The organism is Paraburkholderia sp. 22099 (genome assembly GCF_052045835.1).
Taxonomy (GTDB): domain Bacteria; phylum Pseudomonadota; class Gammaproteobacteria; order Burkholderiales; family Burkholderiaceae; genus Paraburkholderia; species Paraburkholderia terricola.
In genome coordinates this window covers 114574-128694 of sequence record NZ_JBQEPU010000004.1, presented here as the reverse complement: position 1 = coordinate 128694, position 14121 = coordinate 114574, and the positions used below count along the sequence as shown (strand labels likewise).

The 14121-nt window shown below is 63.6% G+C and carries 13 protein-coding genes; 5 read left to right on the top strand and 8 right to left on the bottom strand.

All coding sequences use genetic code 11. The features are described from left to right. Positions 1-3 precede the first annotated feature (3 nt). Positions 4-918, top strand: coding sequence for a 3-hydroxyisobutyrate dehydrogenase (gene mmsB / locus ACTJLC_RS05880; RefSeq protein WP_310315490.1), 915 nt, complete (start codon positions 4-6; stop codon positions 916-918). Further along, positions 915-1715, top strand: a complete 801-nt coding sequence (locus tag ACTJLC_RS05875) for an enoyl-CoA hydratase (RefSeq protein ID WP_440843316.1) — start codon at positions 915-917, stop codon at positions 1713-1715. Before mmsB ends, ACTJLC_RS05875 begins: the two co-directional genes overlap by 4 nt. A gap of 268 nt (positions 1716-1983) precedes the next feature. On the opposite strand, the gene oxlT is transcribed toward ACTJLC_RS05875, so the two are convergent. The 4 genes from oxlT to ACTJLC_RS05855 all read right to left on the bottom strand — a co-directional run bounded on the left by oxlT (position 1984) and on the right by ACTJLC_RS05855 (position 6795). Beyond that, positions 1984-3327 carry an oxalate/formate MFS antiporter gene (gene oxlT / locus ACTJLC_RS05870; RefSeq protein WP_073429269.1) on the bottom strand — a complete coding sequence of 448 codons (1344 nt, stop codon included), beginning with the start codon at positions 3325-3327 and terminating at the stop codon, positions 1984-1986. A gap of 333 nt (positions 3328-3660) precedes the next feature. Beyond that, entirely contained in the window at positions 3661-4917 is a 1257-nt protein-coding gene (locus ACTJLC_RS05865) for an MFS transporter (protein WP_114164346.1), read from the bottom strand. Positions 4918-5027: 110 nt separating this feature from the next. After that, positions 5028-5876, bottom strand: a complete 849-nt coding sequence (locus ACTJLC_RS05860) for a siderophore-interacting protein (RefSeq protein ID WP_310315486.1) — start codon at positions 5874-5876, stop codon at positions 5028-5030. A gap of 100 nt (positions 5877-5976) precedes the next feature. Further along, positions 5977-6795 (bottom strand): PadR family transcriptional regulator, encoded by an 819-nt coding sequence (locus ACTJLC_RS05855; protein WP_310315485.1) that lies wholly within the window; start codon positions 6793-6795, stop codon positions 5977-5979. 430 nt (positions 6796-7225) lie between these two features. Between ACTJLC_RS05855 and ACTJLC_RS05850 the strand changes: the two genes are divergently transcribed. Further along, the gene (locus ACTJLC_RS05850) at positions 7226-8332 is read left to right on the top strand and encodes a MerR family transcriptional regulator (protein WP_310315483.1); all 1107 of its coding nucleotides are present in this window, start codon (positions 7226-7228) and stop codon (positions 8330-8332) included. Between the two features lie 106 nt (positions 8333-8438). Here the strand turns inward: ACTJLC_RS05850 and ACTJLC_RS05845 are convergent, their stop codons facing one another. From ACTJLC_RS05845 to ACTJLC_RS05835, 3 genes are all read right to left on the bottom strand, one after another. Next, a complete protein-coding gene (locus ACTJLC_RS05845; protein ID WP_310315481.1) occupies positions 8439-9095 on the bottom strand; it encodes a hypothetical protein in 657 nt (218 codons plus the stop codon). Positions 9096-9688: 593 nt separating this feature from the next. Further along, positions 9689-11695 carry a bifunctional DedA family/phosphatase PAP2 family protein gene (locus ACTJLC_RS05840; protein WP_154872645.1) on the bottom strand — a complete coding sequence of 669 codons (2007 nt, stop codon included), beginning with the start codon at positions 11693-11695 and terminating at the stop codon, positions 9689-9691. Between the two features lie 100 nt (positions 11696-11795). Then, on the bottom strand, positions 11796-12485 hold the full coding sequence (locus tag ACTJLC_RS05835) for a glycine zipper 2TM domain-containing protein (protein WP_073429263.1): 690 nt from the start codon (positions 12483-12485) through the stop codon (positions 11796-11798). A gap of 223 nt (positions 12486-12708) precedes the next feature. Here ACTJLC_RS05835 and ACTJLC_RS05830 point away from each other — a divergent pair, with 223 nt between their 5' ends. Continuing rightward, on the top strand, positions 12709-13050 hold the full coding sequence (locus tag ACTJLC_RS05830; RefSeq protein ID WP_083082913.1) for a hypothetical protein: 342 nt from the start codon (positions 12709-12711) through the stop codon (positions 13048-13050). 182 nt (positions 13051-13232) lie between these two features. Then, positions 13233-13709: an OsmC family protein gene (locus ACTJLC_RS05825; RefSeq protein ID WP_073429262.1), complete on the top strand. Its 477-nt coding sequence runs from the start codon at positions 13233-13235 to the stop codon at positions 13707-13709. Positions 13710-13869: 160 nt separating this feature from the next. On the opposite strand, the gene ACTJLC_RS05820 is transcribed toward ACTJLC_RS05825, so the two are convergent. After that, positions 13870-14103 carry a hypothetical protein gene (locus ACTJLC_RS05820; protein ID WP_083082911.1) on the bottom strand — a complete coding sequence of 78 codons (234 nt, stop codon included), beginning with the start codon at positions 14101-14103 and terminating at the stop codon, positions 13870-13872. Positions 14104-14121: the final 18 nt, after the last annotated feature.

Here is a 14121-nt window from a genome sequence, read left to right as displayed (position 1 = left end):
ATCATGAAAATAGGCTTTATCGGACTCGGCAACATGGGCGCGCCGATGGCGCTCAATCTGCTCAAGGCGGGTCACGCGGTCAACGTGTTCGACCTGAATGCGCAAGCCGTGCAGGCACTCGTCGACGCGGGCGCCAAGGCGGCCGGCTCGCCGAAAGACGCGGTCACGGACGTGGAATGCGTGATCACGATGCTGCCGGCCGCCGCGCACGTGCGCAGCGTGCTGACCGCGGACGACGGCGTGTTCGCCGGCATCGCCAGGGGCGTGACGATCATCGATTCGAGCACGATCGACCCGCACAGCGTCAGGGCATTCGCCGAACTCGCGAAGCAGCGCGGCAACGCCTTCGTCGACGCGCCCGTCTCGGGCGGCACGGGCGGCGCGGCGGCGGGCACGCTGACCTTCATGGTCGGCGGCAGCGCAAGCGCCTATGAAGCGGTCAAGCCGGTGCTTTCGGCGATGGGCAAGAACATCGTCCATTGCGGCGACACCGGCACGGGCCAGGTCGCGAAGATCTGCAACAACCTCGTGCTCGGCATCACGATGGCGGGCGTGGCCGAAGCGATGTCGCTGGGCGAGGCGCTCGGCATCGACACTAAAGTGCTGGGCGGCATCATCAATACGTCGACGGGGCGTTGCTGGAGTTCGGACACGTATAACCCAATGCCCGGCGTGATCGAGACCGCGCCGTCCACGCGCGGCTATACCGGCGGCTTCGGCACCGACCTGATGCTCAAGGACCTGGGCCTCGCCACCGACGCCGCGAAAGCCGCGCGTCAACCGCTGTATCTCGGCGCATTGGCTCAACAGCTTTATCAGACGATGAGCACGAAAGGCGCGGGACGTCTCGACTTTTCCGCGGTCATCAAGCTTTATCGCAGCGACGCTGGCGACGGCAAGAACGGAGACGCGCGATGATCGAACTCGACTACGCGCACGAGGGCGCCGTCGCGCTGCTCACGTTGAAGCGGCCGCCCGCGAACGCTTTCACGCCCGAGGGCTTGCTGCTGTTGCAACGAACGGTCGAGCGTCTGAACGGCGAGGCGCGGGTGCGGGCCATCGTCGTCACCGGAGATGGGCCGAAGTTCTTCAGCGCGGGCGCCGACCTGAAGACCTTCGCCGACGGCAACCGCGAAGTCGCGCGCACCGCGGCCATGCGTTTCGGCGCGGCGTTCGAGGCGTTGCAGAATGCGCGCCCCGTGATGATCGCGGCGATCAACGGTTACGCGATGGGCGGCGGCCTCGAATGCGCGCTGGCCTGCGATATCCGCATCGCCGAGCAGCATGCGTTGCTGGCCTTGCCCGAAACCGCAGTCGGTCTGCTGCCGTGCGGCTGCGGAACGCAGACGCTGCCGTGGCTGGTCGGCGAAGGCTGGGCCAAGCGGATGATTCTCACCGGCGAGCGCGTCGACGCGGCCACCGCGTTGCGCATCGGTCTGGTCGAGGAAGTGGTGGAAAAGGGCGCCGCGCGCGAGGCCGCATTGACGATGGCGGCGCGTGTTGCGACGCTGAGTCCGCAAGCGGTCGGCTTCAGCAAGACGCTGATTCATCAGGCCCGCAACGGCGTGCCGCGTGCGGCGGCGTTGGCGGTGGAGCGCGAGCGCTTTGTCGATCTGTTCGACGGTGTGGATCAGCGCGAAGGGGTGAACGCGTTCCTGGAGAAACGCGCGCCGCGCTGGCAGGTGACGCAGGCGGGAACCGGAGAGCAGAGCTAGAGAGGCGCGCGCGCGGCAGGGGCGAGAGAGCATGGGTTTTTGCCCCGACATGCAACGCGTCGGCGAGCGCCCCGTGGTTCGTTCATGGCGCTCGCCACACCTACGCGTTCAACGGCTGCGCGTCGTGCTGTTTCACTTCATCACGAGGAGCGGGGCGATGGCGGCCCCGCTTCTTGCGCTTACCATCGGCGGCGAACCGCTCGACCGCTCGACCGGCGCCAATCCGCTCGACCCGACGCAACGGCCGAGTCAGCGCACTGAGCGCCGATCAACCGCCGTCCGCCGAAATTCGCGCGGACTCGCTGACGAAGGGCGACGCGGGGCTATACGGCATATCGAGCACCGGCGCGGCGTGCCGTTCGGCGTACGCGCGGCGCATCGGCTTCAGCACGAACAGCGCGAGCAGGGCGGCCACCGCGGCCATGCCGGAGGCGAGCATGAAGACCGCGTGCCAACTGCCCGTCATCGCCGTGACGACGCTCGTGAACGGCACCAGCAGCGCAGCCGTTCCCTTCGCCGTGTACAACAGGCCGGCGTTGGTGGCGGCGTATTTCGGTCCGTACGTGTCGCCGCAGGTCGCGGGGAACAGGCTGTAGATTTCGCCCCATGCAAAGAACACGATGCCGGTCAGCACGACAAACGCGACCGGACTGTGGCCGTACTTCGACAGCGCCAGAATGCCGACCGCTTCGATCGCGAACGCCATGAACATCGTATTTTCCCGGCCGATACGATCCGAGATCCAGCCGAAGAACGGCCGCGTCAGACCGTTCAGCACGCGGTCGATGGTCAGCGCGAAGGTCAGTGCGGGCAAGGTCAGGCCAAGCAGCGAAACCGGCGAATCGTGCAGACCGAAGTCTTTCGCGATCGGTCCGAGCTGCGCGGTCGCCATCAAGCCGCCCGCGGCCATCATGATGAACATCAGGTACATGACCCAGAACACCGGCGAGCTGACCACTTCGCGTGGCGTCGCGTTGTAGACCACGCGCTGCACGGTGCTTTTCGCCGTCGCGAGCAGCTTGGTCGGCGGCGCGAGCAGCGCGAGACCGAGCAGGAAAACGATGATCCCCTGACCGAGGCCGAACCACAGGAACGTGGCTTCGTAACCGCTGCTCTTGATCATGCTGGCAATCGGCACGACGGTGGCCGCCGACCCCGCGCCGAACCCCGCCGCGGTGATGCCGGCAGCGAGTCCGCGACGCGTGGGGAACCACTTCAGCGCATTGCCCACGCAGGTGCCGTACACCGCGCCCGCGCCGACGCCGCCTATGGCCGCCGCGATATACAGCACCGGCAGCGACGACGCCACCGAGTTCAGCGCCCACGCCACGCCGCAGAGCAGGCCGCCCGCGACCACCACGGGACGTGGCCCGTACTTGTCGACGAGGTAGCCTTCCACCGGCACGAGCCACGTTTCAGTCACCACGAAGATCGTGAATGCCACCTGAATGGCGGCCCGGCCCCACTGATACTTCTCATTGATCGGGTTGACGAACAACGTCCAGCCGTACTGCATGTTGGCAATCATTGCCATGCAAATCACGCCGAATACGAGTTGCACCCACGGTGACGCTCTCCACGACGACGCCCCTCCCTGGTGATCCGTGTCCATTACTGTCTCCTTGGCATGGCTGCCTCATGTTTGCGGGCGCCAAAGTGGCTTCTTCTCCCGCCGATCAATCGCGCGATGATCTACCCCATACAGTATGTGATATATCAAGTAAGTCAAGCGAAAGAATGGCTGGGGTTTTCACCACGTCATTTGCCAGATGAAAGACAAATGAAGGACCACAGCCGGATCGGCGTCCACGATAAAAAAAGCCCGCAGGTAAGGCCAGCGGGCGAGGGCATGAGGCGGACAAGGCTGTTCGCGCCATGCCTTGCCTTTATGGTTGAAAGATAAACGTAATGTTAGTTTTTTATTTGTAGGAATGCGAGGCGCCGCTCAAGCCTCGCTGACGGCATCGGACGTCAGCACGGGCGAGGCCGGCGCATCGCCTTGCACGCCTCGCACGCGCGAAATCCAGAACACGCCCAACGACGCGACGCCGACCGCGGCCCATCCGGCGGTCCCGTATCCGATGACCTGCCCGCCAGGCGAACTGCCGAGCATGAGCCCGCCGAGCCACGCCCCGCATCCCGTGCCCAATGCCTGGAGCGCGCTGTTCGCGCTGAGAAACGCGCCTCGATGGGCGGGTTCGGGCACGGTGGTGAGCAGCGCCTGCATCGGCACCATCCGCGATGACACGAGCACCATGAAAAACGGAAACAACAGCAGCAGCCCATAAAACGGCAGGTCGGGCAGATGCGTCATGAGCAGCACGGGCAGAAACGAAAGCACGACTGCAATGCGAAACACCCGCCGCGTGCCGAACTGATCGGCAAGCCTGCCGACCCGGCGCGACGTGAAGAACGTCGCCGCGCCGCCGGCCATGTACAGCCACGAAAGCTGCGCGGGCGCGACGCCGTGGTTGGCGACCAGCACCGGCGAAATGAACGGAATCACCAGCATGTTCGCGACCATCATCATGAAGGTCAGCGCGAAGGCATTCAGATGCCGCGGGTTGCTGAGGAGCCGCCACAAATCAGGCAGCACTTCGCCGAGCGCCGGCTGACGGCGGTTCAAATGTTCGGCGAGCGACGGCACCAGTTGCCGGCCCGCGAACCACACGATGAGCGACAGCGCCACCAGCAGGAAGAACGGCGCGGCCCAACTGAAATGTGCGCCCAGCATCACGCCGGCCGGCACGCCCGCGATCGCCGCGAGGGAGAAAGCGGTCATGATGGTGCCCGTCGCGGCGCCGCGCCGCTCAACCGGAATCACGTCGCTGACGATCGCCATGATCACCGAGCCCAACACGCCGCCCGTGATGCCCGCGAAAGCGCGCGCGGCCAGCAGCAGCGCGAAGCTGTCAGCCAGCGCGCACGCGAGATTCGATAGCGCGAACAGCGCATACACGGTCAGCAGCAGACGGCGCCGGTTGAAGCGGTCGATATAGGTTGCCGCGAACAGGCCGGAAAGCCCGGAGCACCACGAATACGCCGACACGGCGGTGGCGAACGCCGCCGGCGTGATGCTGAACGCGTGCATGATCTGCGGGCCGAGCGGCATCATGACCATGAAGTCCATGATGACGGTGAATTGCGTCAGCGCGAGCAGCCATAGCAAACGGCGCTCGTGCTTCGTACTGATTGAGTACATTGGTCGATTCCTTATTGTTGTTCGAAGTTCGCCGCTGCTTGCATGAGTCACGCGGTCCAGCGCGACGCGCGCTTGCGATCGCAAGCGCCAGGACCGCGGATCGGGAACGCTCAATCGTCGAGCGTTTCATGCACCGCTGCGGCGCCCTGTTTCCAGTAGCTCGCCGCGCGAATGCGCGACTTGTCGACGCCACGTTCGGTGCAGAGGTGGTAGCGCACCGCGCGCATCGTCGCGGATTCGCCGGCGGCCCAGACATAGCCTTCGCCGTCCTCGGGCAAATACGTGTCGCGGACGGCTTGCAGCAAGGCTTCGCCGCGATAGGCCGCTTCGCTGCGATAGCACCAGACGAGGTGCAGTTCGGCCCGCGTCGTGAACTCGATATGCGCCGACGGGTCGGCTACCTCGATCACCGCGGCGGCGCGCGCGCCGGCCGGCAGTTCCTCGAGACGGCGGGCGATCGCCGGCAGCGCGGTGTCGTCGCCGATCAGCAGATGCCAGTCGAACGCGGTCGGGATCACGAGCGAGCCGCGCGGCCCGCCCACGCCGAGATACTGGCCGATCTTGGCTTGCGCGGCCCATGCCGCGGCGGGACCGGCCTCGTGCAACGCGAATTCGATGTCGAGCTCGCGCGCCTCGCGGTCGAAGCGGCGCGGCGTGAAGTCGCGCGCCGTCGGACGCGGCCGGCCGGCGGGAAACACCGGACCCTCGGGGCCGGCTTCCGGCAGCGCGGGTTGGTCCGCGCCGGGTTCGGGGAAGAACACCTTGATGTGGTCGTCGAACGACGCGGACACGAAGTCGTGCAGATCCTCGCCCGTGAAGGTGACGCGGATCAGGTGCGGGGTCAGCGCATGCACCTTCTTGACTTGCAGCAGCCGGAACTTCAGCGGATGCCGCACGCGATGCACTGCCAGATCGGGTCTGTCGGCTTGTTTGTCGGCTTGTTTGTCGTTTATCAGCATAGGGATGCCACTCCTGTTGGTTCGGTTGACGCGCGGGCGCGCGCGTCGCGCAGCCAGGCGCGCAACGGCGCGCCAGGGCCAAGGTCGGGACGGCGCGCGATCACGCAGCAGGCTCGCCGCCGGGCTTGCCTTCACTTTCGTTTTCGATTTCCTTCGCCGCGCGCATCAGGATCGCAGCGATGCGGCGTTGCTCGGCAGCCGGCGCGTTATCGCGGCGTAAAAGCGCATGCTTCAGCGCGCGGCGCGCTTCGTTCAGTTCGGGCAGCCAGCCGCCTTCGCTGATGTCGGCCGGTTCCTCGCCGGCAAACGCGCGGCGCACGGAATCCATCTTGCGGGCGATATGGTTCAGCTTCGCCAGCATCAACTCGACGCGGTCGCGATTGGCGTTCAGATATTCGCGGCCCGTTTCCGATAATTCGTAACGCTTGCGGTTGCCTTCGAGTTGCACGGTCACGTAGCCGAGTTCTTCCAGATACGTGAGCGCCGGATAAACCATGCCGGGGCTCGGGCTATAGAAGCCGTTCGAGCGCGTTTCGAGCGCCTTGATCAACTCGTAGCCGTGGCTCGGCTGCGCGTCGATCATCGACAGCAGCAGCAGTTGCAGATCCTCGGAGCTGAATTTGCGGCCGCGCGGAAAACCGTCGCCATCGCCGCCGAAGCCGCCGGGACCGCCGCCGAAACGCCCACCGCGCCCGCCGCCGCGATGGTCGTGATGACGGCCGATCGCATGCCACAGCGCATGCAGCGAGAAGCGGTCGTGGCCGTGGCGGTTTTGGCGCTCGCCGTCGTAGAAGCCGGGGCGCTCGCCGTCATGACGCGCGAACGCATGCCAGAGCGCGTGGAGCGAAGGGCGGCCATGCCCGGCAGGGAAAGAGTCGTCGGCGCCTGGCCAACGCGAAAAACGGCGGTGATGACGCATGTTGGGATACTCCGTTTTGTGTCTTAAGATGTGTCGTACGATATATATCTAAAGATAGTTTGTCAAACGATGTTTTTCCGAGTGTGGGAACGACGACAGTTGTGTGTGACTTGCAATGGATGCGGATACCGTGCGCGGGAGCCTTCACTTGACGAGGCCGGGCGTCTGTTAAGCCTTCGATGGCCCGTTGCTTAGGACGTGCGTCGTGAAAAGGTGGCGGTTTGCAGCAAGTGCAAGCCCCGCCCGGCAGCCGCTCCGGTTGGGGGCGAGCGGAGCCGCTATGAAGGTAACGAAGTGGCTGAAGCCTTCGGTGATGCGTGTCATGAATTGGTAGCCGCGCGAATCCGCAGGCTGTAACGCGAGCGATCCTTGACTTGTCCCCTGGGGTCGCCCCGACACTCAACGCTCTAACCGAGCATTGGAGGAATTCGTGGGCGCATGCTTTAGCGTATCGGATGTCGTCAAACTGCTAGGGGTGACCCGTAAAGCTTTGCGCGTGTGGGAGGACCATGGGCTCGTGCATCCCGGCCGGAACGCGTCCGGATATCGCGTCTATACGGAAGACGATCTTCTGCGCGCATTCGAAACCTGGCACCTTCAGTCAGTTGGCTTTTCGCTTGACAGCGTTAAATCGTATTTCTCGGTCTTTGAGCGGCTTGAATCGGCAAATAGAATCCCGGATGACACGCCAAACGCTGCACTATATAAAGATCTCTCGTCGATCTATGCGCGACATAAAGAAAAGCTCGAGAAACAAATAAGTCGGGTTTTCAATCGCATGGACGAGACTCTCGCTTCACTCGATTTTTATTCGGACGCTCCGACTTCATGGCGGGTTCAGGATAAAACCAGCCAGTCGGCCAACGCTGCGATCTTCAATTTGCCGCGCCCCTGGAAGGGAGAACGGTTCGAACTGTGGGATATTCAGTTGTTGAATTACATCACAGGCTCGCTGGAGAGCGGTAAAACGCAACTGGCGCGTCGATTGTTTTTAAGCATATCTGGACGCGCCTGTTTCATAGATGCCTCGCATGCAATGCATTGTCGCTATGACGACTCGAGTCCGGAGCCGTCGGCGATCTGCCTGCCTATTGAATCGCGCGTTGATACGGTCGTAGCGAACCTTATTGCCGACGGTGCCACGGAATCGGAAGCCCTTCGAAGGCGAGTACAGAGTATCGAGCGCGCAATAGAAGCACGATACGATCCCCTGTTCATCGACGATGTGGAGAATGATCTGGATTTGCCCACTCAACAGGCGTTGCGCCGCCATTTTCTGGCGCTAACGAAGGGCGGGGGGCCGTGTTTATTCCTCGTCACGTGTTCGTCGGTGATCGTTGATCTTGCGGCGGTTGGGCCGAATGAGAAGATTATTTTTTGCCCGTCCAACCATAGCTCGCCTATTTGCGTGTTGCCTCAGCCGGGATCGCCGGGTTACGAGGCTCTCACGATGAGTCTGGTGTCGCCCGATGTCGATCGGAATGAGTTTGTCCTCGCCTCTGCCCAGCAATCACGGTCAAAAGCGCAGACGCGTTGACGTTTTTAATCGCGCACGAAACATAGCCATCTTATTTTTCCCGTCGCGCATTCGCTCATACTTGAGATCGGTATGCGGGCTAGCAGCAGTGCGAATAAGCGGTAGGCTAGCCGCATTGTTCCGCTGCGGTAATGGCATCCGCTACCAGTTGCCCGACGTAAACGCTTTCCAGAGCCAATTCAGCTATGAGGGCGGCGCCGTCACTAGCGAACCAGGCCGTCAACTGTGCCGCAATAATAATCGCTGAGATTGTCCAGTCATACCAATGCATGGTGCGAGTCAGCGCAGTCACGATAGAGCTAATTCCGATCACATTAGATACGGACGAAAGCAGTTTCCAGATTTCAACTGCTTGCTGGTAAGACGACGTTGCATTCACAATGTCATGGATATTTGCTCTTAGCCCACGCAGAGTCTCCTCTCCCAACTCTTGCAACAGCGCTCTGGTGGCGGCGCGAGCCTGTGCCTGGTTGATTCCGCAGAACTGGAAAAGGATAATAAAGCTGTCGGCAACCACCACTGCGACGGCGAATGCACATGGCGAGAGGTCATTCCTAACGAGGGCTGAGGCCTGCGTGAAGGTAAAATTACGCGCGGCTGCATGTCGTAGCCGATCATATGCGCTGTCCACTGCCCGGTCAAACGTGATTTGCTTTCTTTCTGAATCAGACAGCAATTCGCGCATGTTCAAGTAATGCGGCTCCAGCGCCATTGAGAGTTCATCTCGTGAAAGAGTCCACAGTGCATCCGGAGTGCTTTTCATGATTTAATCATTTTCGCTTGAAGTTGGGTAAATTAAAACTGTCACTCTAAAGAAAATTTTTCAGACTGACGGCTTTCTTTACGTCTTGCAGACTGGATAGGTATATTTTATCCGCGCTTTATCGAATTCGAACGTGCCCACCCCGTTACTCTTCAGAACTCGGTTTAGATCTGAGAGCGCTTTTGCCAAGGTTCGTTAGTTTCATGTCGTAAACTCCATTGTTTAAAATCACAACAAAATGGCCAGCGTGCCAGGAATGGTGTTCATGGGCCGCCTTTAATTTGTTTCCGATACGCCGACTCTAAAGCCGGCCCCAAGGGACAGCGCAAGAGAAAAATCGCGGCATCTGAAAAATCGGGCTGAACCGCCCTGGATTGGGTGAAGAAGCTGATGCGCCGAGCGTGACGAGTCGATCTGCAAGGTCTCGCGGATTGCCCGCTGGGCTATCGGCGTCGAGAGTTACCCACAGAAATTGTTCATATCCTTGTGGACAACTCCTGGCCATGCTCTCCAACTACCTGATCGCATGGCGATTTCCGCAATCGATGCAACGAGGGCACCCGCTCGTCCCCGCGCTCGATCTTATGACCCGCTCACTCCACCGGCGAAGCAAGCAGCGCCACCGGCACGCCATGACAACTCACCGTCGCAACAAGCGCCGCGCCGAGACCGGCATCGGCGGCATCGCGCGCCTGGAACGACGCCGCCCGTTTCTCGACCCGCAGAATGTTGAGCGGCCACGACGGCCGGGAAAGCCGTTCGCGCACGAAAGCGCCGACCCACAGCGGCGTCGCGGACGTGCCGTTCTCCACCGCATACCCGCTCGGCCAGAAACGCAACACATCGCGTTCGTCGCGCGTGTCGCCGGGACGCATGAAGACGAGCGCCGAAGGCACGCCGTCGTTGAGCTTCGGCAACACCGGCAGCGACACCGCCGCGACGTTCGGCGAGGCGAGCGAGAGCAGGCTGCGCGCGGACAGGTCCGTGCCCTCGACCCATCCCTGCGCGCGCAGATGTCCCTTGATCGAATCGATACTCGACGCCCATTGCAGCGTGAGCGGCTCCTTGCGGTCGCCCCCCATGTCCGAGCGATAACACGGCAGCCGTTCCCACACGGACGCCGTCCATTGCGATTGCGTGATCAGCACGGGCTGCGGGCGCGGCGCGCGGTCCGGCGGCGGCGCGGGCGGCCTCATGCGCAATTGCACGCCCACGCTCGCGAGTATCACCACCAGCACCACGGCGGGCATGAACCTGCGCTGCGGCGGTGTTTGCGGATGCCGCAGCATCGCCGTCAACGCGACGATCGCCACCCAGACATAGGCGAGCGCCGCGCCGCCAATCGCATCGGAGACCCAGAATCTGCCGAAGTAGAGGCCGGCCAGCGCGACCACGATCACCACGGCCATGCTCGCCGCCGCCACCAGCAGGCTCTCGACCATGCCGACCCGGCGCGCCAGCAGAAACGCGAGAAAACCGTACACGACGACGGCCGCGGCGACGTGATCGCTCGGAAACACGTAGCTACCCGACATGAGTTGATCGGGCGGCGCGCGGTGCATCGCGAACTGCATCGCGAAGATCAGCAATTGCGAGAACACGACCGCCGCCAGCCAGTAGCCGATCGCGCGCCAACGCCGCTCCCACAGCATCCACACGGCGACCGTCACGACCAGCGCCGTGAGCGTGGCGACGCTGCCGAGCGTGGCCAGCCCCGCGAGGACCGTATCGCCCCACGGCGTGCGCACCGATTGCAGAAAGTGATAGACGGATAGATCGACGCGCGTCAGCGGATCGCCGCTCACGACGTCTTCGAGCACCCCGAAAAAGAGCGCCCCGCAGGCCAGCACGAACAGCGACGTCACGACGACGCTGCTGGCGTCCGGCTGCGCGGGATCGAGCATTTTTCGCGCGAGACGGCCGAGCGGCCCCGGATGCCGGCACGCCCAACTGCCGAGATGGCGGCCGGCCGCGCTCGACCACGCATTGGCATGCGAGAGCAGGAACGCCGCGGCGCGAAAGCTCAGCCACAGAATGCCGGCGAGCAGCGCGATGATCACGACGAGGCGAAACGACACGGCGCCCGCCAGCAGCACCGAGGCGCCGAACACCACGCCCGGCAGAATGTGAGCGGGCGCCCAGAGCAGCGCCGACAGCACGTTCATCGCGTAGAAGCGCGCCGGCGTCATGTGCAACATGCCGGCCACCACCGGCACGATCGCTCGCAAGGGACCGATGAAGCGCGCGAGCACGACGCTCTTCGCGCCATGCCTGTCGAAGAAGCGGTAGCCTGCTTCCAGCACTTCGGGATGCCGCGAGAACGGCCAGAGCCGAACGATCCGCTGCTGGTAACGGCTGCCGATCCAGAAGCTCATGCCGTCCCCGGCGATCGCGCCGATGATCGCCCAGGCGAACACCCAGCCGAGACTCAGCGAGCCGGTGCCGGCCAGCGCGCCGGCGAGAAACATCGCGGTGCTGCCAGGAATGAAGGTGCCGATGACGGCAACGGCTTCGAGAAAAGCCGCAAGGAACACAACCGTGAGCATCCACTCCGGGTGACCGGACAGCAGGTGCAAAAAGTGGACGTAGGCATGCTCCATCGTGCGCGATCAGCCGTTGTGGCGTAACGGTTGATCATAACGCGCACGGGAGCGCCATTCCTTTACGAAGCCCGCCCGGCGTGACAACGGGCAGGGAAGGTTACGAAGCCGTCAGCGAATCGCCGGAGACGTGCACGCGTTCGCCGACTTGCACGGGCGGTTGCGTCTCATAGTTGAAGTTGCGGTAGCTGCCGTCCTGCATGCGCACCTGCACCTGATACGAGGTCTGCTTGCGCACCGCATGCTCGATGCCGTTGCCGGCGAGACCGCCGGCGGCCGCGCCCGCGATGGTCGTCAGGATCTTGCCGCGTCCGCCGCCGATCTGGTTGCCGACGAGGCCGCCCGCGACCGCTCCGCCGAGCGCGCCCAGCCCCGTCGTGGGTTCGGGCGTTTGCACCGTGTTGATGGCGACGACTTCGCCCGCATACGGGTCCGCGGCAACGGGTTTCGCCGACGGCGATTGGTAACCCGCCTGAGCCCCTTGACTGTTCGCGTACCTCGGTGCGTCCGTCGCGGTGGCGCTCGGCGTGTGATGCACGCGCGGTCGGGCGGGCGCGGCTTGCTGCGCGGTCTGCTGAACCGGAGCCGAGAGCGGCGCGCTGGCGGCTTGCGTCGCGACGATTGCCGGGGCCGGCGCGGCGGGTCCGGTCACGGCGCGCGAGGTCGGCAACAGGCCGGTCATCGCGGCAATGCCGGTGGCGCTCGCGAGGATCACGCACACCGCCGCACCGGCGACCAACGGGTGAATGCGGCTGCGCTGCGGATTGCTGGAAGTGAGGTTCGTGTTCATTGCGGACTCCGCGGGTAGGTTCCCAGCAATAACGCCGCACGGCGGCGCGCGGTGGACGCACAACGGTTGCTGCTTTGTAAGCATTTGTACGACTGCCTGTCGTGATGTTGCGGGCGCTGACGGCTGGGTGGTGAACAAAGCGGGCTGCTCGCACTCATACTTTTTGACCGGTTCGCAACGCGGGCGCGGCGTCGGTCAATTCGACAATGTGACGGAGCAGGCTATGAAAGTCATCGCAGGCAGGTTCGTGCTATCCGTATTCCTGATCGGCCTTGCGGGGTCGGCCTATGCGCAGTCAACGCAACTCAGCGGCGGTTTGAACGGCGAGTCGGCTGGCCGGGACGACAGTGCGGGCGGCGCGGCGGGAACGAGTCGCGGGACGGCAGCCGGTCCAGCTCCAACGACTGGCGTGAGAACGCCCGGCAACGCCGCGGCGATTGGCGGCACCGCCAGCGCACGCTCGGGCCCGCTGCTCAACAACATGCGGGCAAACGGCACGAGCCTGAACATGAATCCCGATCCGCGAGCGCCGAACGTGACCGGACGCGTGCCGCCAACGCGATAAGGCATGCTCGCCGCCGACACGGGCTCCGGTTCTCCGCGAGCAGCAGCGGCAGCAGCAGCGGCAATGAGAAACCAGCGGCGCTGGCATTCGAAACGCCACGTTCGCGGCGCGGGTGAACGACGGTGCGCCCTAAAATACGAATCCCGCCCATTCGGACGGGCTCAAACGACAAGGAGATCGGCATGGCATACGGCGAGCACAAATACAAGGTATCGGTGCGGTGGACGGGCAACCGCGGCAGCGGCACCTCGGGATATCGCGATTACGGCCGCGATCATGTGATCGCCGCGGGGAACAAGCCGGACATTGCCGGTTCGTCGGATGCCGCGTTTCTCGGCGACGCCGGCCGCTGGAACCCCGAGGATCTGCTGGTCGCCTCGGCTTCCGCCTGCCACAAGCTCTGGTATCTGCATCTTTGCGCGGACGCCGGCATCGTGGTGCTCGAGTATCGCGACGAAGCAGAGGGAACGATGCTCGACAGCCCGGAGCAGGGACGTTTTTCAGAGATCGTTTTGCGCCCGCGCGTGGTGATTCGCGCGGGCGGCGATGCGGAGTTGGCGAAGCGCTTGCATCACGTGGCGCACGAGAAGTGCTATATCGCGAACTCGGTCAACTTTCCGATTGCCTGCGAGCCGGTGATCGAGACGCGGGCCGGGTGAAAGCTTCACTGGTTCCGCGAATTCAGTTGAATCTGTGAGTGCGGCGCGACGAGCGCCCGTGACCGCATGCGGCCGCTGCCGCTAGCAAACGACGCATCGGCCGCGTGATTCCGCAGTAGCGGCGCAGCGGCGATTCAGCAAAATCCGGCGCGCCGGCCGCTCAACGATTGCCGTCGAGCAGATCGCCGAGCATTTCGTCGAACGCCGCCTGCGCGTCTTCGAGTTCCTGCAACGCGGCGTCGAAGGTTTGCAGCGCGAACTGCGAAGGCTTGCCGCTGCCTGCCGGCGGAAACTGCGATTGCAGCGACGCGAAGGCCGCCTGCACCCGTTGCGTGGCGGTCAATACACGCTCCATCGCGGCCGTTTCCTCGGCTCGCGCCTGTTCCTGATTCAGTTGATCCATGACATCTCC